The organism is Streptomyces sp. NPDC047049 (assembly GCF_040643995.1).
Taxonomy (GTDB): Bacteria; Actinomycetota; Actinomycetes; order Streptomycetales; family Streptomycetaceae; genus Streptomyces; species Streptomyces mooreae.
The window spans coordinates 132,059-158,557 of record NZ_JBEYVM010000010.1; the positions used below are offsets into that span (position 1 = coordinate 132,059).

A 26,499-nucleotide genomic window follows, 5' to 3' on the forward strand; every position below is an offset into this window, starting at 1 on the left:
TCACATCCGCGTGACGTATGGGGCATACGGCAAGATGCGGGATGTGACTCGACGCCTGATGCTCCTCGACACCGCCTCTCTCTACTTCCGCGCCTATTTCGGGGTACCGGAATCAGTCAAGGCCCCGGACGGCACCCCGGTGAACGCGGTGCGCGGCCTGCTGGACTTCATCGCCCGGCTCGTCCAGGACCACCACCCCGACGACCTGGTCGCCTGCATGGACTTCGACTGGCGCCCGCAGTGGCGGGTCGATCTGATCCCCTCGTACAAGGCGCACCGGGTCGCCGAGGAAGCCCCGGCCGGCTCCGCGGAGCCCGACGAGGAGGAGATCCCCGACACCCTCTCGCCGCAGGTCCCGGTCATCGAGGACGTCCTGGACGCCCTGGGCATCGCCCGCATCGGGGCGGCCGGCTACGAGGCCGACGACGTCATCGGCACCCTGACCGCACAGGCGAAGGGCCCCGTGGACATCGTCACCGGCGACCGCGACCTCTTCCAGCTCGTCGACGACCGGCGCGGCATCCGCATCCTCTATCCGCTCAAGGGCGTCGGCACCCTCCAGGTCACCGACGAGGCCCTGTTGCGCGAGAAGTACGGGGTGGACGGCCCCGGTTACGCCGATCTGGCGCTGCTGCGCGGCGACCCCAGCGACGGCCTGCCCGGCGTACCGGGCATCGGCGAGAAGACCGCCGCCAAACTGCTGGCCACCTACGGCGACCTGGCCGGCATCCTGGCCGCCGCCGACGACCCGGCCTCGAAGGTGACCCCCGCCCAGCGCAAGCGGCTGCTGGAGGCCCGCCCCTATCTGGCCGTCGCCCCCAAGGTCGTGAAGGTGGCCGCCGACGTGCCCGTCCCCGCCGTCGACCACACCCTGCCGGCCGAACCGGCCGACCCCGAGCGCCTGGAGGCGCTGGCCGCCCAATGGGGCCTCGGCGGCGCCCTGCAGCGCCTGCTCCTCACCCTCCGCCGCTGACACCTGTTAGGTTAGGTAAACCTAATAAATCACGCATCAGGGGAGATTGCCGTGGCAGCAGAGCGTCCGTCCCGCAAGAAGCCCACCCTGCACCGCGCCCGGGTGGAGCGCACCGAGCAGCTCACCCCGCACATGGTCCGCGTGGTGCTGGGCGGTGACGGGCTGGCGGAGTTCACGTCAGGCGAATACTCCGACCATTACGTGAAGCTGGTCTTTCCGCTGCCCGGCGTCAGCTACCCCGAGCCGTTCGACATCGCGCAGATCCGCGCCGACTTCCCGCGCGACCAGTGGCCCAGCACCCGTACCTACACCGTGCGCGCCTGGGATGCCGGAACCCGCGAGCTGACCGTGGACTTCGTGGTGCACGGCGACGAGGGCCTGGCCGGGCCGTGGGCGGCCGCGGCGAAGCCCGGCCAGGAGATCTTCCTGCTGGGCCCCGGCGGCGCCTACGTCCCCGAGGCGAGCGCCGACTGGCACCTGCTGGCGGGCGACGAGAGCGCGCTGCCGGCCATCGCGGCCTCCCTGGCCCGGATGCCCGCGGGGGTGCCGGTGCACGCCTTCATCGAGGTGGCGGGCCCGGAGGAGCGTCAGGAACTGGAGGTACCGCCCGGTGCCGAGGTCACCTGGCTCTACCGGGGTGCCGCGCCGGTCGGCCGTGAACTGGTCGCCGCCGTACGGGCGCTGGAGTTCCCGGCCGGCCGGGTCCAGGCGTTCGTGCACGGCGAGGCCGGGTTCGTGAAGGAGCTGCGCCATCTGCTCCGCGTCGAGCACGCGGTCCCCCGTGAGGCCCTGTCCGTCTCCGGCTACTGGCGCACCGGCCACAACGAGGACGGCTGGCAGGCCGCCAAGCGCGACTGGAACCAGCAGGTCGAGGCCGAACAGGAGTCAGCGCCGGCCACGGCCTCCTGACGCCCTGCCCGGTCTTCCGGGCGAGTGCGGACGGCGCCGCACCCCTCCGAACGGGGGTGCGGCGCCGTCGCACTGCCGGGCCGGTCCGGCCCTGCCGCTCAGCCCACCGACGAATACGCCACCACGCCGCGCAGCACACCGTCCATGGCCTTGCGGGCGGTACGCGCCACCGTGCCCCCGGGCGGGGCGGCCGCGGCGATCTGGCCGAGGACGTCGACCAGCTGCTTGCACCAGCGGACGAAGTCACCGGCGGGCATCTCCGCCTCCCGCAGGACCTCGTCGAGGCCGAAGCCGGAGGCCCAGCGGTACGCGGCCCAGGCGAAGCCGAGGTCCGGCTCGCGCTGACCGACGCCCTCCGCCTGGTTGATCTTGTGGTCCTCCTCCAGGGCGTCCAGCCGGCCCCAGATGCGGACCATCTCGCCCAGCGCGTCCCTGGCCTTGCCGGCCGGCAGCTTGGGTGCCACCGCGTCGTCCGCCTGCCGTGCCTCGTACACCAGCGCCGAGGCGCAGGCCGCCAGCTCCGCCGGGCCCAGGCCCTCCCAGACCCCCTCGCGCAGGCATTCGCTCGCCAGCAGATCCAGCTCGCCGTAGAGCCGGGCCAGGCGGCGGCCCTCGTCCGTGACCGTGTCGCCCTCGAGGTAGTCCAGCTCGGTCAGCAGGGCGCAGATCCGGTCGAAGGTACGGGCGATGGTGTTCGTCCGCCCCTCGATCCGGCGCTCCAACTGGCGGGTGTCGCGCAGCAGCCGGTGATAGCGCTCCGCCCAGCGGGCGTGGTCCTCGCGCTCGGCACAGCCATGGCAGGGGTGCGCCCGGATCTCCGTCCGCAGCCGGGAGATCTCACGGTCGTCGGCCGCCGCCGAGCGGGGCTTGCGGTGCCGCGACGGCACCCGGTGTCCTGCCTTCGTCCGCAGCGCCGAGGCCAGATCGCGGCGCGACTGCGGGCTGCGGGCGTTGAAGGACTTGGGGATCCGCATCCGGTCCAGCGCCTCGACCGGCACCGGGAAGTCGATCGACCCCAGCCGCTTGACCTGCCGCTCGGCGGTCAGCACCAGCGGACGCGGGCCGTCCTGCGCCTCGAAGCCGCGATGGCCGTTGGTCCGGCCCGACGGCATACCGGGGTCGAGGACCAGCGCGAGGCCCGCGTATTTGCCGGTCGGCACATGGATGACGTCGCCGGGCTTCAGCTTCTCCAGCGCCGCCGCGGCCGCCACCCGCCGCTGAGCCGCGCCCTGCTTGGCCAGCTCCGTCTCCCGCTCCTTCAGCTCCCGCCGCAGCCGGGAGTACTCCTCGAAGTCGCCGAGATGGCAGGTCATCGAGCCGCGGTAGCCCTCCAGCCCCTCCTCGTTCTTCTGCACCTGCCGCGAGATCCCGACCACCGACTTGTCGGCCTGGAACTGCGCGAAGGACATCTCCAGCAGCTCCCGCGAACGGTGCCTGCCGAACTGCGAGACGAGGTTGACCGCCATGTTGTACGACGGCTTGAAGGAGGACCGCAGCGGATACGTACGCGTCCCGGCGAGCCCGGCCAGCGCGCCCGGGTTCATCCCCCGCTGCCACAGCACCACCGCATGGCCCTCGATGTCGATCCCGCGGCGACCGGCGCGGCCGGTCAGCTGGGTGTACTCACCGGGGGTGATGTCGGCGTGCTGCTCGCCGTTCCACTTCACCAGCTTTTCCAACACCACGGAACGCGCGGGCATGTTGATGCCCAGCGCCAGCGTCTCGGTGGCGAAGACGGCCTTGACCAGACCCCTGACGAACAGCTCCTCGACGACCTCCTTGAACGTCGGCAGCATGCCGGCGTGGTGCGCCGCGATGCCCCGTTCCAAGCCCTCCAGCCACTCGAAGTAGCCCAGCACATGGAGGTCGTCGTCCGGGATGCCGGCCGTCCGCGCCTCCACTATGCGGCGGACCTCCTCACGGCCCTCCTGGTCGTTGAGCCGCAGGCCCGAATACAGGCACTGCTGGACGGCGGACTCGCAGCCGGCGCGGCTGAAGATGAAGGTGATCGCGGGCAGCAGGCCTTCGTTGTCGAGGCGGTCGATGACCTCGGGCCGGCCGGGCGTCCAGATCCGGGCACGCTGGCGCCGCTCGCGCTCACGGTCCGCCTCGCGCAGATTGCGGCCCCGGCGCTTGTCCCGGCCGAACGTCGGCCGGCTGTTCTCCATCCGCGCCAGCCGCTCCAGATCGGGATTGACCTCGCGGCGGCCGCCGCTCTGCCCGTCCCGCTCCTCGAACAGGTCGTATATCCGGCGGCCCGCGAGGACGTGCTGCCACAGCGGCACCGGGCGGTGCTCGGAGACGATCACGGCCGTGTCACCACGGACGGTGTCCAGCCAGTCGCCGAACTCCTCGGCGTTGGAGACCGTCGCCGACAGTGACACCAGCGTCACCGATTCGGGCAGATGGATGATCACCTCTTCCCAGACGGCGCCACGGAAGCGGTCGGAGAGGTAGTGCACCTCGTCCATCACCACATAGCCGAGGCCGACCAGCGACTGGGAGCCGGCATAGAGCATGTTCCGCAGCACTTCGGTGGTCATCACGACCACCGGAGCCTCGGAGTTGACACTGTTGTCGCCGGTCAGCAGACCGACCTTCTCGGCGCCGTACCGCTTCACCAGATCCTGGTACTTCTGGTTGGACAGCGCCTTGATGGGCGTGGTGTAGAAGCATTTTCGGCCCTGCTCCAGGGCCAGGTGGACGGCGAATTCGCCGACGATCGTCTTTCCGGATCCGGTAGGGGCCGCGACCAGCACGCCCTTGCCGGCCTCCAGGGCCTGGCACGCCTCGACCTGGAACGGGTCCAGCCCGAAGTCGTACATCTCTCGGAAAGGGGCGAGTGCGGTGGCCTGCTCGGCCGCCCGGAGCTTGGCGGCGGCATAGCGCTCAGCAGGGGACATGTCCTCGGTCATCGTGCTTACGAGCCTACCGGCCACCTCTGACAACGACCGGATCTTTATGGCGGCCCTTTACCGAACGGGCACCGGCAGCGCCGTGCGGCGCCGCAGGGACGGGCGCCGGGGCGGGCCGGAAGCGGCCCCTCACGACGAACGGCCCCCGGCTCATGGAGCACGGGGACCGTCACCCGCCGGCCAGGGCGGCGTGCCAAGTCAGGTAACCGGCCGTCACGTCACGTCGTCGTACCCTCCACGGGCCCGCGTCTCGCCGTCGGCCGCCTCACCGCTCGCCTGTTCCGGCAGCATCCGGCCGGAGGAGACCGGCTCGATCTCACCGACCCCGGAAGGCGTCAGATCGAGCTCCGAGGCCTCGTCGTCGCTCAGCTCCGTGTCCGGGTTGCCCCGCCTGCGGCGGCGGTCGTTGACCAGACAGATGCCGACGGCGCCGAAGTACAGCACCACGATCGGAGCCGCCAGCAGCCCCATGGTCAGCGGGTCACCGGTCGGGGTGGCGATGGCCGCGAAGACCGTGATGCCCAGCACCATGAACCGCCACCAGCTCAGGATCCGACGGCCGGTCAGCACCCCGCCGAAGTTGAGCAGCACCAGGAGCAGCGGCAGCTCGAAGGCGAGACCGAAGACCACGATCATGCGCGTGACGATGTCGAAGAAGTCGTCGGCCGGGAAGAGGTTGGACCAGTGCTCCGGGGTCAGGCCGAGCAGGGCGGCGGCCGTGGTGGGCAGCACCGCGTAGGCGAGGTAGGCGCCGGTGAGGAAGAGCGGCACTCCGGCGCCGACGAAGCTCAGCGCGTACTTCTTCTCGTGGCGGTGCAGACCCGGCGCGAGGAAGGCCCAGAGCTGGTAGAGCCACACCGGGCTGGAAGCGACGACACCCGTCGTGAGGGAGATCTTGAGCATGATCGTGAACGGTGCGAGCAGACCGTTCGCAACGATCTGGGCACAGGGATGATCGTGCGGCCCGATCGTGCCGCCCTTGGCGCAGCCGACCGAATTGATGGTCGGGCCTGTGATGAATTGGGCGATGGCCTCGTACTGCCACGCGGCGATGGCGGTGATCACACCCATCGCCAGTACCGACTTCAGCAGCCGGTTGCGCAGCTCCCGCAGATGCGCCGCCAGCGGCATCCGCCCCTCGGGGTCCTTCTCCTGTTTGCGGGCAGACTTGGGCAACCCACGTCCTCGTCTCGTGCGTCAGCCTCTCCCGAAACGGATCGGTGCGGCTGGATCGGTTCGGCTCAGCTCTGGTTGGTGCGGTGCGGCTCGGCCACCGGGCGCGAGCTGTTCACATCACCGGGGGCTGCCTGAATCGTACGAGGAGCCTGCTGCGCGGCATCTGCGGGCGCCTCGGACGTGGTGCCGGCCGTGGCACCGCCGTCCGCATCGCCGTCCTTCTTCATCGCCTTGGCTTCACTCTTGAGAATGCGGGCCGACTTGCCGAGCGACCGCGCCATGTCCGGAAGTTTCTTCGCGCCGAAGAGCAGCACAATCACGACGAGGATCAGGATGATCTCGGGGGCCCTCAGGTTGCTGAGCATCTGCGACTACCTTCTCGCCGGGGCGGCGTCTGCTGTGGTGCCTGCCGATAGGGTCGGACTGGCTTCCTGGTGCTCGCACGATCGTAACGTTCGGTGGTGAACGCCGGGCAATCCCCTCGCGTACTCGTGATTGCCGCGGGCGCCGTGCTGTCTGAACCGCTGATGCAGCGTACCTCTCCGCCCGGCCCGGCAGCAGAGCGCCGACGCCTTCGGCTACCTCTTCAGTCCCGCCCGGCCTCGTGCGTCCGGGACGCCAGCGGAACGGCCGCCCGCTCAAGATCCTCGGCAGCCCGCTGGATCCGCTCGGACGTCGCTCCGACCTGGCGGGCGAGCCGCCGCACCTCGGCGAAGACACGTACGGCCAGGACGCCGAGCACGGCGATCCCGGCGAAGCCGAGGGCGATTGCGATCATGGGCCAGAGCATGGGGACGAGCCTATCGGTCAGCGCGTGTGCAGCCGCAGCGTGCGGACCCCGCCGCCGGTCAGCAGCTCGACGATCCGCTCACCGGCCGGTCTGCGCACCGCACGGCGGCAGTCGGGGCAGGTGAAGGAGTAGAAGGTGGTGCGGCTGCTGGCGCCGATCGCCAGCCGGAAGGCGTCCGAGGCCAGCTCGAAACGGCCCCGGCAGTCCGGGCAGGCCGCTTTGAAGAGCACCGGCGCGCTCATGCCCGCCAGGGTGGTGGTCACCATCGTGGTCGTCATCCTTCGCTGCCGTCTCCTGCTCCCTGCGCACGGCGGTGCGCCACCGGGTGCCCCGCCTTCACTCGCCGTACGCCGCGAGCGCCTGATCGGCGGCCTGCCGCGCACTGTCCGCGAGCTCCTGCGGCGCCACGATCCGGCCGTCGCGGCCCAGGCGCAGCGCCAGCCGCCGCAGCGAGGCCGGGTCGGGCGTGCGCAGCGTGATGCGCAGTCCGCCGTCGGGAAGCTCCTCGGCGCTGTCGTGCGGGTAGTACTCGGCGACCCAGCGGCCGCCGGGCCCGACCTCGATGGACACCTCGGGGTCCTCGGCCGCGGGCTGCACCAGTCCCTCCGACAGGTCGCGCAGCTCGACCGGCGGCGGGTCGGCGGGGGCGTCCAGCAGCTTGATCTCGGCGACCCGGTCGAGCCGGAAGGTGCGCCGGGCCTCGGAGAGCCGGCACCACGCCTCCATGTAGGTGTGGCCGACGGCGAACAGCCGGATCGGGTCGACCTCACGCTCGGTCAGTTCGTCGCGGGCCGGAGAGTAGTACCGCAGCCACAGCCGCCGCCGCTCGGCGATGGCGCGGTCCACGTCGGCGAAGACGCCGCCCTCGGACTCGAAGGTCACCGACAGCCGGGCACTGGCACCGGCCGCCTCGCCGGCCGCCGCCTCCAGCTTGGCGGTGGCCCGCAGCAGCGCCTGCCGGTCGCCTTCGCGCAGTCCGGGCAGCGTGGCCACCGCGCGGGCCGCGACCAGCAGCGCGGTCGCCTCGTCGGCCGCCAGCCGCAGCGGCTCGGCGACGTCGTCGGGGTTGTGCCACCAGATGCGGTCGCCGTCGGTGTCGATGTCGAGGAGGTCGCCGCCGCGGAAGCTCGTCCCGCACATCGGCAGGACGTCGAGGTCGGCGATCAGCTCGTCCTCGGTGATGCCGAAGGCGCGGGCGACGTCGCCGACGTGGGCGCCGGGGCGCTCGCGCAGATAGGTCACCAGGGACAGCATCCGGCGGGTCTGGTCGATCGCGTTCGTCGCCATGGGTCTCGTGTTCCTCTCAGCCCTTGGCCACGGCACGCAGCCGGTCGATGACCTCGGCGCGCAGTTCCGCGGGTTCCAGTACGACCACATCGGGCCCGAACTCCACCAGCCAGGCGTCGAGGCCATGGCCGTTGGGGATCTCCAGCTCGTCCCAGCCGCCGCCCAGCTCGCGGACGGTGAGCGCGCGGGCGCGCAGCGGATAGCCGTGCTCGGCGCGGAGCCTGATCCTGGCGGTGCCGGTCGCGGTCTCCCCGGCCCAGCTCTCGACGGTCTCGCGGACGGTGACGTGATCGGGTACCGGCGCCGTGAACGCCCCTTGCCGGGAACGGACCTTGCCGGTGATCCGCGAAAGCCGGAAGACCCGCTCCGCCTTGCGCTCGCGGTCCCAGCCGGCGACGTACCAATGGCCCCGCCAGCACTCCAGGATCCACGGTTCGACCTGCCGCTGCTCAGGGCGGGCGGCGTTCGACTTGCGGTAGTCGAAGACGACCGGGCGGCGGTCCCGGCAGGCCAGCATCAACGGCTCGAAGGCGGCTTCATGAGCGGGGATACGGGGTTCCAGGGCGCTGTGCGGCTGCCCGGCGTCGTAGTCCGCACCGTCCCCGGCCAGCGGCATACCCGCCGCGCGCAGCTTCTGGAGCGCGCCGCTGGCGGCGCCGGCCAGCCGGGCCTGCTGCCAGATCTTCGCGGCGAGCCCGAGGGCGGCGGCCTCCTCGGCGTCCAGGGTGATCGGGGGCAGGCGGTTGCTGTCGCGGCGGGCGAGATAGCCGATGTCGCCCTCGATGCCCTCGACGGTCTCGATGACCAGGCCGAGCTCGCGCAGATCATCCTTGTCGCGCTCGAACATGCGGTTGAACGAGTCGTCGCTGCCGGCCTCGATATAGGCCTCGATGGACGACCTCAGCTCACGCTTGGTCAGCGGGCGTCGCGTCCCCAGCAGGCACAGCGCCAGATTCATCAGCCGCTCGGCCTTGGCAATGGCCATCGACGCCCTTTCTCGTTGAACTCCCGATCGTTGACCGTACCGCTCGGGGAGGTCAGGGCAAAGCCGGACGGGGAAGCGGGCGGACACGCCCGAGGGCCCGTGCCGTCACGGCACGGGCCCTCGGAAACGTCAGCGGCGGTCGCGCACCGCGACCGGCAACGGTCTCAGACGGAGACCAGGTCGCAGACGAAGATCAGCGTCTCGCCCGGGGCGATCCGGCCGCCGCCGGCACCGCGGTCGCCGTACGCGAGGTGCGCGGGGATGGTCAGCCGGCGGCGGCCGCCGACCTTCATGCCCTGCACGCCCTGGTCCCAGCCGGCGATGACCTGGCCGGCACCCAGCTGGAACTGCAGCGGCTTGCCGCGGTTCCAGCTGGCGTCGAACTCCTCGCCGGTGCTGAACGACACGCCGACGTAGTGGACGGAGACGGTGTCCCCGGCCTTGGCGACCGGCCCGTCGCCCTCCGTCAGGTCCACGATCTCGAGCTCGGTGGGAGCCGGTCCCTCAGGAAAGTCGATCTCGGGCTTGTCGATGCTCACGAATGTGCTCCTACTTACGAATCTTTACGATTACGGCGTCAGTCTCGCAGATCGGCTTCAGCTGACGCTGAGCACGTCCACGGAGAACACCAGATCGGAGCCGATGGACTTCTGCTGCTGCTCGGTCAGCTTGCTCTTGGGCACCACGATCAGCACCCGGCTGCCGGCCTTCTTCCCCTTGAGGCCTTCCTTCCACCCCGGCAGCTGCGCGACCGGCACATCCTGCGCCCCGGGCTGCCCCGGCGCCCAGGTGTCGGCGATCACCTTGCCGTCCTTCCAGGTGACCACCGTGTAGTTGGCACGCACGATGCTCTTGTCACTGATCGTCGCGCCCTTGCCCTTGATGATCGTCTCGCTCTTGACGTCCTTCGGCGCGTCCTGGCCCTTGGGCAGGGTGATCTTCGGTGCCTTGTCGTCGATGGCGGTCCCGACCTTGGGGAGATCGGGGTCGTTCTGCGCGACCGGCTTGCCCTCGATCTTGCTCGGCATGATCTTCTTGAGATCGACGACGAAGACCAGCGTGGAGTTGGCGGGAATGTTCTGCTGCGCCTGCGCGCCGTATCCCTTGTCCGGCGGGATGACCAACTCGACGCGGCTACCGAGCTTCTGGCCCACCAGGCCCTCGTCCCAGCCCTTGATGACCTTGCCGCTGCCGATCTCGAAGGTGGCCGGCGCGCCGCGGTCCCAGCTGTTGTCGAACGCCTTGCCGTCCCAGGTCTGGCCGAGGTAGTTGGCGTTCAGGGCCTCGCCCTTCTTCACCTCCGGCCCGTCACCCTTTTTGAGGACCTTGACCTGAAGCTTCTTGGGAGGAGTGCCCTCACCCTTGTCGACCTTGGGCTTGGCATCCGCCTGGCCACTCACCGCCGGCACGGAACCGGCCTTGGATGACTCGTCATTGCCGCAGGCCGCTGCAGAAACGAGAAGCAGGGGAACGGCGATCAGGGCTGCGATGGGGCGTCGGCGCACGTATATCCCTCAAAACGGGCTGCGATCAGTGAATGGACAGATCCACTCTAGCCACGCCACACAACAATGGCGGGCCCGTGTCACACGGACCACGCCACTGTCCCATCCCACCGGCCCCTTTACCGGCACCCCACGCCTGGCACGCCGTTACTTGACCGGACCGGAGTCCCTACCGTCAGTGACGCAGGAACCCGGCCCGGCACCGGCGGGGGCGCGCTCCCCCATTCGGGGCATCCGGTCACATGCCTGCGATCAGCTTCTCCACGCGGTCGTCCACCGAACGGAAGGGGTCCTTGCACAGCACCGTCCGCTGCGCCTGGTCGTTCAGCTTGAGATGCACCCAGTCGACCGTGAAATCACGGCGCTGCTCCTGGGCCCGGCGAATGAAGTCACCGCGCAGCCTGGCGCGAGTGGTCTGCGGCGGTACCGACTTGCCCTCGAAGATTTTCAAGTCGTTACAGATCCGCTCCGCCTGCCCCTTCCGCTCCAGGAGGTAGTAAAGCCCCCGGCGGCGATGGATGTCGTGATACGCGAGGTCTATCTGCGCCACCCGGGGGTGGGACATGGTGATGTTGTTCTTTGTGCGGTACCGCTCGATGAGCTGATGTTTCATCACCCAGTCGATCTCGGTGGAGATACGGTCGAGCTCCTCCTCCCGGATCGCCTCGAGCGTACGGCCCCACAGCTCCAGGACCCGTTCGACGGTGCCCGTACGGATTCCGCGGCGGTCGCAGAAATCCACGGCCTTTTCGTAGTACTCCTGCTGAACCTCGAGCGCCGATGCCTCGCGCCCGCTGGCCAGCCGCACCTTGCGCTGCCCGGTGATGTCATGGCTGACCTCACGGATGGCCCGGATCGGGTTCTCCAGCGTCAGATCCCGCATGACCGTGCCCGCCTCGATCATGCGCAGCACGAGATCGGTGGCCCCGACCTTCAGCATCATGGTCGTCTCGGACATGTTGGAGTCACCGACGATGACATGCAGCCGGCGATAGCGCTCGGCATCCGCATGCGGTTCATCGCGGGTGTTGATGATCGGCCGGGAACGGGTCGTCGCCGAGGAGACGCCCTCCCAGATGTGCTCCGCGCGCTGGCTGACGCAGTAGACGGCGCCCCGCGGAGTCTGCAGCACCTTGCCCGCGCCGCACAGCAGCTGACGGGTGACGAGGAACGGAATGAGGATGTCCGCGAGCCGGGAGAACTCACCATGCCGGGCCACGAGGTAATTCTCGTGACATCCGTAGGAGTTTCCCGCCGAATCGGTGTTGTTCTTGAAGAGATAGACGTCGCCCGCGATTCCCTCCTCATGCAGGCGGCGCTCGGCGTCGACGAGCAGGCCTTCGAGAATGCGCTCGCCGGCCTTGTCGTGCGTGACCAGCTCGGTCACGTTGTCGCACTCGGGAGTTGCGTATTCCGGGTGCGAACCCACGTCCAAGTACAGGCGGGCACCGTTCCGCAGGAAGACATTGCTGCTGCGGCCCCATGACACGACACGGCGGAAGAGGTACCGCGCCACTTCGTCAGGCGACAGTCGGCGCTGTCCCCTGAACGTGCACGTGACGCCGTACTCGTTCTCCAGCCCGAAAATGCGGCGGTCCATGACTGAACATTACGCCTGACGGCCTGCTCTGAAACCGGGTTCGACGGCCCCGTTTCGATCATTTTCCGCCGGGGCCGCACCCGCCGTACGCAGCACGGGATCCCCGAGAAATCGCTTCGTCGACAAAAGGACGAGCAGCGCGGCGAGCCCACCGGCGCCGGCCACCGCGAAACCCGCCACCGCGCCACCGCCCTCGACCGCCGGGCCCACCACGGAAGCACCCACCGCCGATCCGACACCGAACGTCGTCACCAGCCAGGAGAACGCCTCCGTCACCGTGCCCCGGGGCGCGTGACGGTCCACCACCACGAAGGCACAGGCCAGCGCCGGCGCCAGGAACACTCCCGCGACCCCGGTCAACACCGTCATTCCGGCCACCCCCGGAACCAGCACCAGCGGCAGATAGCCCAGCGCCAGCAGCCCGATCAGCAGCCGCAGCCGGCTCTCCGGCCGCCCCGGCCACTCGCGCGCGCCGTAGCCGAGGCCACCGATCAGCGCACCGGCACCCAGCGCGGACAGCAGCCAGCTGGAGACCATCCCCCCGCCGTGCTCCTCCGCGTACGCCACCGCCGCGACCGCGATCGAGCCCAGCGCCAGCCCCACGAAGAAGAACGCCCCGATCAGCACCAGCATCCCGGCCGAGCGCAACGCACCCAGCCAGTGCGCCTCACGCGGGCCGCTGCGCCACTGCCGGGACGGTTCGGAGACCACGACGGAGAGCGCCCCGAGGACCCCGAGCAGGTTGATCACCAACAGCGCCGCCCCCTCCGACCAGGCCGCCACGCACAGCGTCACCAGCAACGGTCCCACCGCGAACATGACTTCCTGCGCCACCGCGTCCAGTGCATAGGCGGCGTGCACCCGGTCCGCGCGCTTGAGGACCCCGGGCCACAGCGCCCGCAGGCCGCCCTCCAGGGGCGGGGTGAAGAAACCGGCGATCACCATGGCGGCGCAGGCGAGCCACAGCACATCCAGGCCGACGGCCGCGAGCAGCGCCATGCCGAGCGCGGAGAGCACCGCGGCGGGCAGCATCACCCGCGGCTGGCCATAGAGGTCCACCGCCCGGCCCAGCAGCGGCTGTCCGATGGCGTTGCAGACGCCGTAGACCGCGGAGAGCGCACCGGCCAGGGCATAGCTGCCGCCGTCGGCGCGTACGAAGAGGACCACGGCCAGCGCCGCGGTGGCGTTCGGCAGCCTGCCGACCAGCGTCCCCGCCAGAAGCCGGGCCGCGTGCCGGGTTCTGAGCAGCTCCGCATATCCCGCGGCCATCCCTGCCCCTTTTCCGTCCGGACCGGCCGGACATGTTACGTATAACTTCCGCCGTTATACGTACCATGACCCTCATCCGCAGTCCACCCGCCCTCGCCGTGCACAAGGAGCGAAACCCCCGGTGACCAGCAACGAGACCAGTACACCCGGCCGGCGCCCGGCCGCCGCGCGCACGACCAGCCGGGACGTGGCCCGTGCCGCCGGGGTCTCCCAGGCCGCCGTCTCACTCGTGCTGGGCGACAAATGGCGCGGCCGGGTCTCCCCCGCCAAGGCCGAAGCCGTCCGCACCGCCGCCCGCGAGCTGGGCTACCGCCCCAACCTCGCCGCCCGCAGCCTGCGGATGGGCCGCACCCGCACCGCATTGCTGGTCGTCCCCGCCCTGACCACCGAATTCTTCGCCCGCGTCTACACCGGCGCGGCCCGGGTCGCCGCCGACCACGACTTCGGAGTGGTCCTCTACCCCTCCCCCGAGGGCATCGGCCCGGCCCGCGACCCCTTCGGCTCCGCGGCGGCCACCCTGGACGGCGTGATCGCCTCATCGATGGCCGCCGAAGCCCTCACCGCGCTCCGCGACGCGGACCTGCCGCTGGTCATGCTGGACAGCGACCCCCACGACGACCGGGCCACCGCCACCGTCAACCTCGACATCGCCGACGGCGTCCGGCAGTTGACGCGCCATCTGACCGCCCTCGGCCACCGCCGCATCACCCACCTCGCCGCCGACGTGGACTCCTGGACCTTCGATCTGCGCGCCCGCGCCGTCACCGAAGCCCTGGACACCCCCGGCACACTGCTGCGCCGGCAGCCGGCCGCCCTCGGTGTCGACGCCGGGCTGCACGCCGCCCACGCCGCCCTGACCGCCCCCGGCCCCCGCCCCACGGCCCTGCTCTGCGACGACGACATCATCGCCGCGGGCGCCTGCAAGGCCGTACGCCGACTCGGCCTGCGGGTCCCCGAGGACGTCTCCGTCACCGGCTTCGACGACCTGGCCCTGGCCCTCGCCGTCGAGCCGGAGCTGACGACCGTACGGCTGCCCGCCGAGGAGTTCGGTGCGGCCGGGATGCGGGCCCTGATGAGCGTGCTCGACGGCCACCCGGCCGCGGCCCCCACCCTGCCGGTCGAACTGATCACCCGGGGTTCCACCGCCCCGGCCGCGGACGCCCCGTGAAAAGCGGCGCGCCCCGGCGGGCGGTGACCCACCGGGGCGCGCGACCGGGGACACGCCCCGCGGCCTGACGTCAGAGCAGGGGCTCCCCGTCGGAGCCCTCCCCGTCCGACGCTCCCTTGCCGTTGTCCGGCTTGCTTCCCTTGTCCTTCGAGCCCTTGCCGCCGCTTTCCCCGGCGGTGGTCCCGGACTCCCCGGCACCGGCGCCCGCATCCGCGTCCGCCGCCTCGCCGGCGTCCGCCCCGCCGCTCTCGTCCAGCAGCCGGGACAGCTGCCGCCCCAGGATCCGCTTGAACTTGCGCTGCTGGGGACGCGTACGGTCCAGCGTCGCGACCTCCAGCTGCTCGGCGGTCAGCCGGCGCTCGCCGCCGTTGTTGTCCCGCGACAGCGACTCCACGGCCAGCTTGAGCGCCTCGGCCAGCGTCATACCGTCGCGGTGGCGCTGGTCGAGATAGCTGCTGATCTGGTCCGCGTTGCCGCCGACCGCCACCGAGCCGTGCTCGTCGACGATCGAGCCGTCATGCGGCAGCCGGTAGATCTGGTCGTCCTCGGGGGCCGCGCCGACCTCGGCGACGATCAGCTCGACCTCGTAGGGCTTCTCGGCGGCGCTGGAGAAGATCGTGCCGAGCGTCTGGGCATAGACATTCGCCAGGCCCCGCGCGGTCACATCCTCGCGGTCGTAGGTGTAGCCCCGCAGATCGGCGTAGCGCACCCCGCCGATCCGCAGGTTCTCGAACTCGTTGTACTTGCCGACCGCCGCGAAGGCGATCCGGTCATAGATCTCGCTGACCTTGTGCAGGGCGCGGGAAGGATTCTCGGCGACGAAGACCACGCCGTCGGTGTACTGCAGCACCACGACACTCCGGCCGCGCGCGATGCCCTTGCGGGCGTACTCGGCGCGGTCCGCCATGGCCTGCTGGGGTGAGACATAGAACGGCGTCGACACCGGCTATCCGTCCCTTCCTGTCAAAAGCTCACTCGGTAGCTGGGGGAGCACTGCGGACCGTCCGTCCCGTCAGAGCAGCGCGGCGCGCGGGCCGTCGGGCTGTTCGAGGCGGCGCTCGTGCACGGCACGGGCGATCTCCGAGACCTCGTCCCCGGTGAGCCGCTTGAAGCCGTCCTCGGTGATCACGGTGACGATGGGGTAGATCCTCCGCCCCATATCGGGCCCGCCGGTCGCGGAGTCGTCATCGGCCGCGTCATACAAGGCCTGGACGACGGCGGTGGCGGCCTGATCCTCCGTGAAATCTTCCCGGAAGAGCTTCTTCAGCGCACTGCGCGCGAAGACCGAGCCGGAACCCGTCGCCGCGAAGCCGTGCTCCTCCGACCGCCCGCCGGTCACGTCGTACGAGAAGATACGGCCCTTCTCGCGGTCGAGGTCGAAGCCTGCGAACAACGGCACCACGGCCAGGCCCTGCATGGCCATCCCCAGATTGCTGCGAATCATCGTCGACAGACGATTCGCCTTGCCCTCCAGGGAGAGTTGGGCACCCTCGACCTTCTCGAAGTGCTCCAGCTCCAGCTGGAAGAGCTTGACCATCTCCACCGCGAGGCCGGCCGTGCCCGCGATGCCGACCGCCGAATACTCGTCGGCCGGGAAAACCTTCTCGATATCACGCTGCGCGATGACATTGCCCATTGTCGCCCGCCGGTCACCGGCGAGCACCACGCCTCCGGGGAACGCCGTGGCAACGATCGTCGTGCCGTGCGGCGCCTCGATGGCACCCTGCACCGGCGGCAACGGGCGGTTGCCCGGCAGCAGAGTGGGTGAGTGCTCACCGAGGAAATCCATGAAGGACGAGGATCCAGGCGTCAGGAAGGCAGCTGGTAGACGCCCGGTGCTTCGAGTATTGGCTTCCACACGTTTCCTTCCAGATACTCGGCCGCCCGCCTCAATACGTCCGGCCGATCCTTGAATTGACCCAAGGCTGCATTGCAACTGAAGCACAGTACGCCTCGGACCCTACCCGTCCCGTGATCGTGATCCACATGCACGGGGTCGGCATCCAGGCAGATCGGGCACATCCAGCGCTGTTCCTCGATGAGCGCAGCGCGCTCGGCTTCGCTCATGCCGTAGTGGCGCTTCAGGTGGCTTACGCGCCCCTTCATTGCCTTGCACGACTTGCCGAGTGTCGCGAGACCGTCCGAAGCGCTCCGATTCCGTGTCCACTCACTGTGCGGTTTGATCTCGCGACACGTGCGGCAGTACTTGTGGCCCGCCGGGGCCTCCACGCGCGGCCGGACGTTGCACCCCTTAGCCACCTGACGAGCCTGGTGGTACGCCGACGCGCATCCCCGGCAGTAGGCCTGCAGGCCGTCACGCATCGCCCTGTTCCTCGCGAAGGCCGTCCGCGGCCTGTGCTCCTTGCACCGCGGACAGCGCTTCACACCTTGATCTTCCGGCACTCGAAGCCCCCACCATCCGCAAGCCTTCGATTCCAAGGAAATTCAGGCCTATTGTCCACCCTTTTGAACGAAGGAGCGCACGAAATCCTCTGCGTTCTCCTCGAGCACGTCGTCGATCTCGTCCAGCACCGAGTCCACGTCGTCCGACAACTTCTCCTGGCGTTCCTTGAGGTCTTCCGAGGCCTGCGCGTCCTCCGTCTGCTCCTCGACCTCTTCCGTGGAACGCGTGGCCTTCGCCTGTCCGCCGCCGCTGTCCTTGGTCGCCATGTCCCTCACCCCGCTCGGTTCGCCCCGCTCGATGTGACCTTCAAGATCCGACCCTACAAGCAGGGTCCGACATCGGCCCTGCAGTTGCTGCAACGCCCGGGAGTCACCTCATTGATTCCCGCACCGCGGCGATTTCAGCCGCGGATCGGCTGTGGATCTTGAGGAATTCTGTCGTGCACCTGCCGAAGCTCAGCGGCCGGACAGCGTCCTCACCAGCTCCTCCGCGGTACGGCACCGGTCAAGAAGCTCCTTGACGTGCTTCCGGGTACCCCGCAGTGGCTCCAGCGTGGGAACCCGTTGCAGGGAGTCACGACCGGGCAGATCGAAGATGACCGAATCCCACGAGGCGGCCGCGACGTCGTCCGCGTACTGCTCCAGGCAGCGGCCGCGGAAGTAGGCCCTGGTGTCCTCCGGAGGCTTCTGCTCGGCCCGCTCGACCTGGGACTCGTCCAGGAGTCGCTTCATCTTCCCGCGGGCCGCCAGACGGTTGTACAGGCCCTTCTCGGGCCGCACGTCGGCGTACTGCAGGTCGATGAGGTGCAGTCGCGCCGCGTCCCACTCCAGGCCGTCGCGGCGCCGGTAGCCCTCCATCAGCTCTCGCTTGGCGACCCAGTCGAGTTCGCCGGACAGGCTCATCGGGTCGTTCTCCAGCCGGCCGAGCACGTCCTCCCACCGGGTCAGGACGTCCTTGGTCTGCTCGTCCGCATCCGCTCCGTAGCGGTCCTCGACGTATTTGCGGGCCAGCTCGAAGTACTCCATCTGGAGCTGTACGCCGGTGAGCGTGCGGCCGCTGCGGAGCGTGATCAGATGTTGCAGGGAAGGGTCGTGCGAGACCTGGTGGAGGGTGCGCACCGGCTGGTCGACGGCCAGGTCGACCGCGATGAAGCCGTCCTCGATCATCGAGAGCACCAGGGAGGTGGTGCCCAGCTTCAGATAAGTCGAGATCTCGGAGAGGTTCGCGTCCCCGATGATCACGTGGAGCCGGCGGTACTTCTCCGCGTCCGCGTGCGGTTCGTCGCGGGTGTTGATGATGGGCCGTTTGAGCGTCGTCTCCAGCCCGACCTCCACCTCGAAGTAGTCGGCGCGCTGGCTGAGCTGGAAGCCGTGCTCGTGGCCGTCCTGGCCGATGCCGACCCGGCCGGCGCCGGTGACCACCTGGCGGGAGACGAAGAACGGCGTCAGGTGCCGCACGATGTCCGAGAAGGGGGTCTCCCGCTTCATCAGGTAGTTCTCGTGCGTCCCGTAGGAGGCGCCCTTGTTGTCGGTGTTGTTCTTGTAGAGGTGGATGGGCTGGGCGCCGGGGACCTGGGCGGCCCGTTCGGCGGCCTCGGCCATGATCCGCTCGCCGGCCTTGTCCCACAGCACGGCGTCCCATGGATTGGTGACCTCGGGGGCGCTGTATTCGGGGTGGGCGTGGTCGACGTACAGCCTTGCGCCATTGGTGAGGATCACGTTCGCCAGGCCGATGTCCTCGTCCGTGAGCTGGCTGGCGTCCGCGTTTTCGCGTGCGAGGTCGAAGCCGCGGGCGTCCCGCAGCGGGTTCTCCTCCTCGAAATCCCAGCGGGCACGGCGTGCCCGGTGCATCGCGGCCGCGTAGGCGTTGACGACCTGGGACGAGGTGAGCATGGCATTGGCGTTCGGGTGACCGGGGACGGAGATCCCGTACTCCGTCTCGATTCCCATTACTCGCCGTACGGTCATGCGGCCCTCCTTGCCCGGCGGCGCCCCCGGATGGGGTCGGCGCTCAAGTACCGCGGTGCCTCCGGTCCGTGCGCGTGCCCCGCGCCCGCACAGGGTGACGCCGCGGTACCGAAGAGCCTAGAACGCCTTTGCGGCGCTGGGGAGATCATTACAGTCATTGCTCCAGTCCGGTTTTCCCTGGTCCACCGTGCCCTTATCGGGTGCGGTGATGAAACCCCCGGAAAAGCGTCCGGCTGCGGACGCCCCGTGCAGGACATCCGCAGCCGGAGAGCGGTGTTACAGGTATTGGCCGGTATTCGCCACCGTATCGATGGAGCGACCGGTGTCCGCGCCCTGCTTTCCGGTGACGAGCGTACGGATGTAGACGATCCGCTCGCCCTTCTTTCCGGAGATACGGGCCCAGTCGTCCGGGTTGGTGGTGTTGGGCAGGTCCTCGTTCTCCTTGAACTCGTCCACGCATGCCTGGAGGAGGTGGGAGACGCGAAGCCCCTTCTGATTGTGTTCGAGGAAGGCCTTGATGGCCATCTTCTTTGCGCGTCCTACGATGTTTTCGATCATCGCACCGGAGTTGAAGTCCTTGAAATAGAGGACTTCCTTGTCACCATTGGCGTAGGTGACCTCCAGGAAGCGATTTTCCTCGGATTCCGCGTACATCTGCTCGACGACGGATTGAATCATTCCGCTCACTGCGGCCTTCCGCGAGTCGCCGTGTTCGGCGAGGTCGTCGGAGTGCAGCGGAAGATTTTCCGTGAGGTACTTCGAGAAGATGTCCTTGGCGGCCTCCGCGTCCGGACGCTCGATCTTGATCTTCACATCGAGACGGCCGGGGCGCAGGATCGCCGGGTCGATCATGTCCTCGCGGTTCGAGGCACCGATCACGATCACGTTTTCCAGGCCCTCGACACCGTCGATCTCGGAGAGCAGCTGCGGGACGATGGTGTTCTCCACGTCCGAGCTGACGCCGGATCCCCGGGTGCGGAAGAGGGAGTCCATCTCGTCGAAGAAGACGATGACGGGGGTGCCCTCGCTCGCCTTTTCCCTGGCCCGCTGGAAGACCAGCCGGATGTGCCGCTCCGTCTCACCGACGTACTTGTTGAGCAGCTCGGGGCCCTTGATGTTGAGGAAGAAGCTCTTCCCCGCGGGCTGCCCGGTCACCTCGGCGACCTTTTTGGCAAGGGAGTTGGCGACCGCCTTGGCGATGAGGGTCTTGCCGCAGCCCGGCGGGCCGTAGAGCAAGACACCCTTGGGCGGGCGGAGTTCGTGCTCCTTGAAGAGGTCGGGGTAGAGGTACGGAAGCTCGACCGCGTCCCGGATCAGTTCGATCTGACCGCCCAGACCGCCGATCTTGGTGTAGTCGATGTCCGGGACCTCTTCGAGGACGAGCTCTTCGACCTCGCTCTTCGGGATGACCTCGTAGACGTAGCCGGAGCGGGGCTCGAGGAGCAGGGCGTCGCCGGGGCGGATGGTGATGTCCAGCAGCGGCTCGGCGAGCCTGACCACCCGTTCCTCGTCGGTGTGCCCGATCACCAGGGCGCGCTCGCCGTCCTCCAGGATCTCCTTGAGGGTGACGATGTCGCCGGCGCTCTCGAACTCCATGGCCTCGACCACGTTGAGCGCTTCATTGAGCATGACCTCCTGGCCGCGCCGGAGGTCCCCGGACTCCACACTGGGGCTGACATTCACCCGGAGCTTTCTGCCTCCGGTGAAAATGTCGACCGTGTCGTCCTCGTTCGCCTGCAGGAAGACACCGAAGCCGGCCGGCGGCTGTGCGAGCCGGTCGACCTCCTCCTTGAGCGCGACGATCTGGTCGCGGGCCTCGCGGAGAGTATTGGCGAGACGCTCGTTCTGCGCCGAGACGCCGGCCAGGTTGGTCTGCAGCTCGACGATCCGCTCTTCGAGAATCCTCGTGTGACGCGGAGAGTCGGCGAGCTTGCGTCGCAGGACGGCGATCTCCTGCTCGAGATAGGCAACCTGGCCGGCGGGATCTTCAGACCCCCGCCCCGGCCGGATGCCGCGGTTGATGTCGTCGTCGTGGGCTGCCACGGTCCTCACCTCCTCCAAGGAGCTGGACGCTTCCTGACCCTACCTGGGCCGGTGCAGGTTGAAACCCCTAGATCGAAAAGACTGTCGGGGCGTGTCCGATCTTCACCCTTGCGCACGTCCTCACGCCAAGGGAATACCCACCCAACAACATCGGAAAGCGAGCGGTTGTATCGTCGAGTCGGTCAACACCCGTCAGGGCTGGCGCCACTTAGACAAAAACGGTTCACGTACGCAGGAACGGCAGGCGAGATGACCGCGCAGGACGAAGCCCCAGAGCTGGAAGTGTGGATCGACCAGGACCTGTGCACCGGGGACGGCATCTGTGCGCAGTACGCACCGGAGGTCTTCGAGCTCGACATCGACGGGCTGGCTTATGTGAAGAGCACCGAGGACGAGCTGCTGCAGGACAAGGGGGCCACAACCCCCGTCCCGCTGAAGCTGCTCGATGACGTCCGGGACTCCGCGAAGGAGTGCCCCGGGGACTGCATCCACGTCCGCCGTGTCAAGGACCTGGTCGAGGTCTACGGTCCGGACGCGGAGTAGCCGGCGCGGCGCGCACCGCGTCGGCCGGACACATGATGTGACAGATCACAGACCCTGGGTGCTCATGGCCGCGGGGAGTTCGCTCTGGACGAACTTCCCGCCCCTCCACTGCCACTTGACGCTCCGGTGCACATCGGGGCAGCAGCGCGGTACGTCGAGCGTGGAGTAGCCCAGCAGGGCCGCTGAGATCGCGCCGTTTCCGACCGTGAGGGTTTGGACGGTGCGGCGGCGGGCGGGGTCGAGGAGCGTCGCCACGATCCGGGGTGCGGCCTGGGGGTCGGACGGCTGCGCGAGGACGTAGACGCCACTGGGCGGGGTGCCGGTCTGGCTGTGGCAGCGGACCACGGCAACGGTCTCCGTCGTCCCGTCGCCGTCGAGGTCGCCGGATGCCTTCTTCACCACGTCGAGGCGGTTGGGGCCGCAGTCGACCGGAAAGGTCACCCTGTCCGGGTCGGGGGCGGCCGCGGGGCGGGGGCCGGCCGCGGCGACGGGGGAGGTCGTGGCCTTGGCGTCAGGGGGCTGGACGAAGGACGCGGCCGCCACGACCGCCGAGATGGCGGTGGCGGTGGCGAGCCAGTGCATGGGGCGCGGCTGGGTGTGCAAAAGGTCCTGGCCTGCCATGGGCTGCACGCGGGGTAACTCCTGTGAAGTGCTGTACCGGTGGGAGTGCCCAGCATCGTTCCACAGGAGGGTGCGCCAAGGAACCGGCCGGGCCGGAGTTTTCCGTGCAGATCCGGTGGGGGAAACGACGGAGCGCCGCCGGCGGTTCCCGGTGGGGAACTCGTCGGCGGCGCCGGGTGGTTCGGTGGCCGGATCCGGGCGGTCAGCCGCGCTCGGCGGAGCTGCCCTTGGGGGCGGCTGCCTGGTCCTTGCCCGGTCCTGTGTAGTCCTCACCGTAGGCGCCCTTGGCCGGGCGGCGGCGGCGCAGCGGGGGCTCGACGCCGTCGGCGAGCCGGCGGGCGGTCAGCAGGAAGCCGGTGTGGCCGATCATGCGGTGGTCGGGGCGGACGGCAAGGCCCTCGACGTGCCAGGTGCGGACCATGGTTTCCCAGGCCGAGGGCTCGTTGAAGGTGCCGTGCTCGCGGATCGCCTCGACCGTGCGGGCCATCTGCGTCGTCGTCGCGACGTAGGCGCAGAGGATGCCGCCGGGGACCAGGGCCTTGGAGACGGCCTCCAGGCACTCCCAGGGCGCGAGCATGTCGAGGATGACGCGGTCGACGTCGGTGTCGGAGAGGTTGTCCTGGAGGTCACCGACGGTGAGCGTCCATGCGGGGTGCGGTCCGCCGAAGTAGCGCTCGACGTTCTGGGTGGCGATCTCGGCGAAGTCGGCGCGGCGCTCGTAGGAGTGCAGCATGCCGTCGTCGCCGATGGCGCGCAGCAGGAAGCTGCTGAGCGAGCCGGAGCCCACACCGGCCTCGACGACGCGGGCGCCGGGGAAGATGTCGGCCATCGCCAGGATCTGCCCCGCGTCCTTGGGGTAGACCACGGCGGCGCCGCGGGGCATGGACAGGACATAGTCGGGGAGCAGCGGGCGCAGCGCGAGGTAGGCGACGTTCCCGGTGGTACGGACAACGCTGCCCTCGGGAGCACCGATCAGCTCGTCGTGGGGGAAAGCTCCCTTGTGGGTGTGGAAGCTTTTTCCCTCTTCGAGCGTGAAGGTGTAGTGGCGTCCCTTGGGATCGGTGAGCTGGACCTGGTCCCCGACCTTGAAGGGCCCGCGACGGCGGGCGGCACCGGTCGGTTCGGACATGTGACCAGCCTACCGGCCCGTCGGGACGCCGCGGACCAGTGGGCGGCCGGGAGACGGCCGGCGCGGGGTCAGGGCTTGCGGGCCATGGCGGAGACGAAGGCCCGCTCGACGTCGGCGGTGGACAGGACGCCGTAGATCTCGCCGGTCTCCTCGATGACGAGGTATTCGGTGGCGGGGGTGGCGCGCAGGTACTCCAGAAGGTCCTCACCGGCGAGTTCGGCGGAGACCCGCATACCGTCCTTGAGGTCCTGGGCGAGGGTGCCGACGGCGACCCAGGGGCGGCGGTGGTCGGGGACGCCGATGATGGCGGCCTCGCGGACGAGGGCGGTCGGGGTGCCCTGGCGGTCGACGACGACCAGGGCGCGGGCGCCGGCGTCGTTGGCGCGGCGCAGCGCCTCGGAGAGCGGGGTGTCGGTCTCGACGGGAACGGCGCGCCGGGTCAGGGTGCGGGCGGTGAGGTCGGGGAGCCGTTCGCGCAGGCGGGCCATGCGCAGGCTGTTGCCGGCGCCGGTCCAGATGATCGCGGCGAGGATCGCGGCGAGCAGGGCGTCGGTGAGCGAGTCGGCGCCGCCGATCTCGGGACGGGCGGCGCCGAGGACGCCGGTGTGGGTGAGCAGCGGCAGGCCGATGAGGACGGTGACGGCGAGCGCGCGGCCGACCCAGGCGGCGGCGATGGTGCCGCTCATGGGTCTGCCGGTGATCTTCCAGACGACGGCGCGCAGCATCCGGCCGCCGTCCAGGGGGAGCCCGGGCAGCAGGTTGAAGATCGCGACGATGAGGTTGGAGATCATCAGCCCGGCGAGCAGGACGCCGGGGACGGTGCCGGGTTCGACCAGCTGCATGCCGGCGTAGAAGACCCCGGCGAGGACGAGGGAGAGCAGCGGGCCGACGAAGGCGAGGACGAACTCCCTGCCGGGGGTCTCGGTCTCCTTCTCGATCTCCGAGACGCCGCCGAAGAACTGCAGCTGGATGCGCCGTACGGGGAGCTTGAAGCGGAGCGCGGCCACGGTGTGGGCGAGCTCGTGGACGAGCACCGAGGCGTAGAAGGCGACCGCGAAGAACAGCGAGACGAGATAGCGGGCGACGCCGAGCTCGGGCAGTACGCGCTCCAGCTGGCCGCCGAAGACCCAGGTGATCAGGGCGGCGACGAGGAACCAGCTGGGCGCGACGTAGACGGGCACGCCGAAGGGACGGCCCATCAGGATGCCGCCCCCGCCGGGCTTCCGCTTGCCCGGCGTGGGTGCCTTGGGCCCGTTGCCGCCCTCGGGCGGCTGGGGCGGCTGGGGCCGCACGGACTCCTCGGGGTCCTGCGACTTCCCGCTCTCGTCCACGGCGTCCCCTCATTGAATACGGCATTCGCCCCTGCTCGGCCTGATATCTCGATCATGCAGGGCGCAGGGGTCCAGGGTCGATGGTATGCGGAGTGCCCCGGCCCGATCCGCTGCGGGGCCCTTGCGGCGCCGGTCCGTCCGCGCCTGTCAGTGGCGGGCCGTAGGGTTTTGTGGCATGGGATGGAGCACGGAGCAGGCCGGGGCGGGCACACAGCACGGGGAAGCCGGGGCGGGCGCGGAGGCTGCCGGGGTGGGCGGTGAGGATGCCGGGCCGGGGGCGCGGGGCGGGGAGCAGCCGCGGCCGCCGGTGGCGCTGTCGCCGTCGCGGGCGAGCGATTTCATGCAGTGCCCGTTGCTCTACCGCTTCCGGGTGATCGACCGGCTGCCCGAGAAGCCGAGTCCGGCGGCGACCCGCGGCACGGTCGTGCATGCGGTGCTGGAGCGGCTCTTCGACGCGCCAGCGGCGGAGCGTACGGCCGTCGGGGCGCGGGCGATGGTGCCGGGCGAGTGGGAGAAGCTGCTGGCCAAGCGGCCGGAGCTGGCGGAGCTGTTCGCGGACGACGCGGCGGGTGAGCGGCTGGCGCAGTGGCTGGCCGAGGCCGAGGCGCTGGTGGAGCGGTGGTTCTCGCTGGAGGATCCGACGCGGCTGGAGCCGGCGGAGCGTGAGCTCTATGTCGAGACGGTGCTGGATTCGGGGCTGCAGCTGCGGGGGTTCATCGACCGGGTGGATGTCGCGCCGACGGGTGAGGTGCGGATCGTCGACTACAAGACCGGCAAGGCGCCGCGGCCGCAGTTCGCCGAGGGTGCGCTGTTCCAGATGAAGTTCTATGCGCTGGTGATGTGGCGGCTGCGCGGTGTGGTGCCGCGGCGGCTGCAGCTGGTCTATCTGGGCAGCGGCGATGTGGTGACGTACGACCCGGGTGAGGCCGATCTGCGGGCCGTGGAGCGGAAGTTGCTGGCGCTGTGGGAGGCGATCCGGCTGGCGACGGAGACCGGCGACTGGCGGCCGCGGCCGACGAAGCTGTGCGGCTGGTGCGACCATCAGGCGCACTGTCCGGAATTCGGCGGCACTCCCCCGGTGTATCCGCTGCGGATCCGCCCGCCGGAGGGCGGTGGGGTGCCGCAGGGCAGAATGGGGGAGATCTAGCGCAGTTGCCCCTACCAGGCGCTGTTCGCCCGGACAGGCCTACCGAAGGAGAGCTTGTGGCCATCCGCGTCCTGCTGGTCGACGACCAGCCCCTGCTGCGTACGGGATTCCGGATGATTCTGGAGGCGGAGCAGGATCTGGCGGTGGTCGGAGAGGCCGGTGACGGTCTGCAGGCGCTGGAGCAGGTGCGGGCGCTGCAGCCGGATGTGGTGCTGATGGACATCCGGATGCCCCGGATGGACGGCGTCGAGGCGACCCGGCAGATCACCGGGCCGGCGAAGGACGGACCGGCGAAGGTGCTGGTGCTGACGACGTTCGATCTGGACGAGTACGTCGTCGAGGCGCTGCGGGCGGGGGCGAGCGGCTTCCTGCTCAAGGACGCGCCGGCCCATGAGCTGGTGCAGGCGATCCGGGTGGTGGCGGGGGGCGAGGCGATGCTCGCGCCGAGCATCACGCGCCGGCTGCTGGACAAGTACGCCGGGCATCTGCCGTCGGGCGAGGAGCCGGTGCCGGACACGCTGCACACCCTCACCGAACGCGAGGTGGAGGTGCTGAAGCTGGTGGCGCGCGGGCTGTCGAACGCGGAGATCGCCGCGGATCTGTTCGTGAGCGAGACGACAGTGAAGACGCATGTGGGGCATGTGCTGACGAAGCTGGGGCTGCGCGACCGGGTGCAGGCGGCGGTGTACGCGTACGAGAGCGGGCTGGTGCGCCCCGGCGCCCAGTAGCCGGCGCGG

At 69.7% G+C, this 26,499-nt stretch carries 26 protein-coding genes; 6 read left to right on the forward strand and 20 right to left on the reverse strand.

Going from position 1 to position 26,499, the window contains the following annotated elements:
- The first annotated feature begins 58 nt into the window (after window positions 1-58).
- Both ABZ851_RS22635 and ABZ851_RS22640 read left to right on the forward strand, forming a co-directional pair.
- Window positions 59-973, forward strand: a complete 915-nt coding sequence (locus tag ABZ851_RS22635) for a 5'-3' exonuclease (protein WP_361130704.1) — start codon at window positions 59-61, stop codon at window positions 971-973.
- 51 nt (window positions 974-1,024) lie between these two features.
- Window positions 1,025-1,882: a siderophore-interacting protein gene (locus ABZ851_RS22640; protein WP_361130456.1), complete on the forward strand. Its 858-nt coding sequence runs from the start codon at window positions 1,025-1,027 to the stop codon at window positions 1,880-1,882.
- A 98-nt stretch (window positions 1,883-1,980) separates the two neighbouring features.
- Here ABZ851_RS22640 and ABZ851_RS22645 read toward each other — a convergent pair whose 3' ends face one another.
- The 11 genes from ABZ851_RS22645 to ABZ851_RS22695 all read right to left on the reverse strand — a co-directional run bounded on the left by ABZ851_RS22645 (window position 1,981) and on the right by ABZ851_RS22695 (window position 13,409).
- The gene (locus ABZ851_RS22645) at window positions 1,981-4,797 is read right to left on the reverse strand and encodes a DEAD/DEAH box helicase (RefSeq protein ID WP_361130459.1); all 2,817 of its coding nucleotides are present in this window, start codon (window positions 4,795-4,797) and stop codon (window positions 1,981-1,983) included.
- Window positions 4,798-5,010: 213 nt separating this feature from the next.
- Entirely contained in the window at window positions 5,011-5,973 is a 963-nt protein-coding gene (gene tatC / locus ABZ851_RS22650; protein ID WP_361130462.1) for a twin-arginine translocase subunit TatC, read from the reverse strand.
- Between the two features lie 65 nt (window positions 5,974-6,038).
- Window positions 6,039-6,338 carry a Sec-independent protein translocase subunit TatA gene (gene tatA / locus ABZ851_RS22655; RefSeq protein WP_361130465.1) on the reverse strand — a complete coding sequence of 100 codons (300 nt, stop codon included), beginning with the start codon at window positions 6,336-6,338 and terminating at the stop codon, window positions 6,039-6,041.
- A gap of 221 nt (window positions 6,339-6,559) precedes the next feature.
- Complete coding sequence (locus ABZ851_RS22660; protein ID WP_361130468.1) at window positions 6,560-6,763, reverse strand: hypothetical protein; 204 nt, start codon at window positions 6,761-6,763, stop codon at window positions 6,560-6,562.
- A gap of 17 nt (window positions 6,764-6,780) precedes the next feature.
- A complete protein-coding gene (locus ABZ851_RS22665) occupies window positions 6,781-7,041 on the reverse strand; it encodes a hypothetical protein (protein ID WP_336050375.1) in 261 nt (86 codons plus the stop codon).
- A 58-nt stretch (window positions 7,042-7,099) separates the two neighbouring features.
- The gene (locus tag ABZ851_RS22670) at window positions 7,100-8,050 is read right to left on the reverse strand and encodes a WYL domain-containing protein (protein ID WP_361130472.1); all 951 of its coding nucleotides are present in this window, start codon (window positions 8,048-8,050) and stop codon (window positions 7,100-7,102) included.
- Window positions 8,051-8,066: 16 nt separating this feature from the next.
- Window positions 8,067-9,035, reverse strand: coding sequence for a WYL domain-containing protein (locus ABZ851_RS22675; RefSeq protein ID WP_361130475.1), 969 nt, complete (start codon window positions 9,033-9,035; stop codon window positions 8,067-8,069).
- Window positions 9,036-9,199: 164 nt separating this feature from the next.
- Window positions 9,200-9,574 carry an FKBP-type peptidyl-prolyl cis-trans isomerase gene (locus tag ABZ851_RS22680; RefSeq protein ID WP_018087767.1) on the reverse strand — a complete coding sequence of 125 codons (375 nt, stop codon included), beginning with the start codon at window positions 9,572-9,574 and terminating at the stop codon, window positions 9,200-9,202.
- A 57-nt stretch (window positions 9,575-9,631) separates the two neighbouring features.
- Window positions 9,632-10,435: an FKBP-type peptidyl-prolyl cis-trans isomerase gene (locus ABZ851_RS22685; protein WP_361130479.1), complete on the reverse strand. Its 804-nt coding sequence runs from the start codon at window positions 10,433-10,435 to the stop codon at window positions 9,632-9,634.
- 343 nt (window positions 10,436-10,778) lie between these two features.
- The gene (gene pafA, locus ABZ851_RS22690; RefSeq protein WP_088796873.1) at window positions 10,779-12,140 is read right to left on the reverse strand and encodes a Pup--protein ligase; all 1,362 of its coding nucleotides are present in this window, start codon (window positions 12,138-12,140) and stop codon (window positions 10,779-10,781) included.
- A 9-nt stretch (window positions 12,141-12,149) separates the two neighbouring features.
- The gene (locus ABZ851_RS22695) at window positions 12,150-13,409 is read right to left on the reverse strand and encodes an MFS transporter (protein WP_361130483.1); all 1,260 of its coding nucleotides are present in this window, start codon (window positions 13,407-13,409) and stop codon (window positions 12,150-12,152) included.
- Window positions 13,410-13,530: 121 nt separating this feature from the next.
- On the opposite strand from ABZ851_RS22695, the gene ABZ851_RS22700 reads away from it, so the two are divergent.
- Window positions 13,531-14,577 carry a LacI family DNA-binding transcriptional regulator gene (locus ABZ851_RS22700; protein ID WP_361130486.1) on the forward strand — a complete coding sequence of 349 codons (1,047 nt, stop codon included), beginning with the start codon at window positions 13,531-13,533 and terminating at the stop codon, window positions 14,575-14,577.
- A gap of 70 nt (window positions 14,578-14,647) precedes the next feature.
- Here ABZ851_RS22700 and prcA read toward each other — a convergent pair whose 3' ends face one another.
- From prcA to arc, 6 genes are all read right to left on the reverse strand, one after another.
- Entirely contained in the window at window positions 14,648-15,520 is an 873-nt protein-coding gene (gene prcA, locus ABZ851_RS22705) for a proteasome subunit alpha (RefSeq protein WP_088796876.1), read from the reverse strand.
- A 69-nt stretch (window positions 15,521-15,589) separates the two neighbouring features.
- Complete coding sequence (gene prcB / locus ABZ851_RS22710) at window positions 15,590-16,435, reverse strand: proteasome subunit beta (protein ID WP_361130490.1); 846 nt, start codon at window positions 16,433-16,435, stop codon at window positions 15,590-15,592.
- Window positions 16,387-16,899: an endonuclease VII domain-containing protein gene (locus tag ABZ851_RS22715; protein WP_361130493.1), complete on the reverse strand. Its 513-nt coding sequence runs from the start codon at window positions 16,897-16,899 to the stop codon at window positions 16,387-16,389. Before ABZ851_RS22715 ends, prcB begins: the two co-directional genes overlap by 49 nt.
- A 129-nt stretch (window positions 16,900-17,028) precedes the next feature.
- Window positions 17,029-17,247, reverse strand: a complete 219-nt coding sequence (locus tag ABZ851_RS22720; protein WP_088796879.1) for a ubiquitin-like protein Pup — start codon at window positions 17,245-17,247, stop codon at window positions 17,029-17,031.
- Between the two features lie 189 nt (window positions 17,248-17,436).
- A complete protein-coding gene (gene dop / locus ABZ851_RS22725) occupies window positions 17,437-18,948 on the reverse strand; it encodes a depupylase/deamidase Dop (RefSeq protein ID WP_361130496.1) in 1,512 nt (503 codons plus the stop codon).
- A gap of 276 nt (window positions 18,949-19,224) precedes the next feature.
- Window positions 19,225-20,991, reverse strand: a complete 1,767-nt coding sequence (gene arc / locus ABZ851_RS22730) for a proteasome ATPase (RefSeq protein ID WP_093492937.1) — start codon at window positions 20,989-20,991, stop codon at window positions 19,225-19,227.
- A 249-nt stretch (window positions 20,992-21,240) separates the two neighbouring features.
- Between arc and ABZ851_RS22735 the strand changes: the two genes are divergently transcribed.
- The gene (locus ABZ851_RS22735; protein ID WP_088796882.1) at window positions 21,241-21,534 is read left to right on the forward strand and encodes a ferredoxin; all 294 of its coding nucleotides are present in this window, start codon (window positions 21,241-21,243) and stop codon (window positions 21,532-21,534) included.
- A gap of 45 nt (window positions 21,535-21,579) precedes the next feature.
- On the opposite strand, the gene ABZ851_RS22740 is transcribed toward ABZ851_RS22735, so the two are convergent.
- The 3 genes from ABZ851_RS22740 to ABZ851_RS22750 form a co-directional block, all read right to left on the reverse strand.
- On the reverse strand, window positions 21,580-22,155 hold the full coding sequence (locus ABZ851_RS22740; protein WP_361130707.1) for a hypothetical protein: 576 nt from the start codon (window positions 22,153-22,155) through the stop codon (window positions 21,580-21,582).
- Window positions 22,156-22,357: 202 nt separating this feature from the next.
- Window positions 22,358-23,284, reverse strand: coding sequence for a tRNA (adenine-N1)-methyltransferase (locus ABZ851_RS22745; RefSeq protein ID WP_088796884.1), 927 nt, complete (start codon window positions 23,282-23,284; stop codon window positions 22,358-22,360).
- A gap of 68 nt (window positions 23,285-23,352) precedes the next feature.
- Entirely contained in the window at window positions 23,353-24,615 is a 1,263-nt protein-coding gene (locus ABZ851_RS22750; RefSeq protein WP_361130501.1) for a site-2 protease family protein, read from the reverse strand.
- A gap of 175 nt (window positions 24,616-24,790) precedes the next feature.
- Between ABZ851_RS22750 and ABZ851_RS22755 the strand changes: the two genes are divergently transcribed.
- The gene (locus ABZ851_RS22755) at window positions 24,791-25,762 is read left to right on the forward strand and encodes a RecB family exonuclease (protein ID WP_361130504.1); all 972 of its coding nucleotides are present in this window, start codon (window positions 24,791-24,793) and stop codon (window positions 25,760-25,762) included.
- A 56-nt stretch (window positions 25,763-25,818) separates the two neighbouring features.
- Window positions 25,819-26,490 (forward strand): response regulator transcription factor, encoded by a 672-nt coding sequence (locus ABZ851_RS22760; protein ID WP_088796887.1) that lies wholly within the window; start codon window positions 25,819-25,821, stop codon window positions 26,488-26,490.
- The last annotated feature ends 9 nt before the right edge of the window (window positions 26,491-26,499 follow it).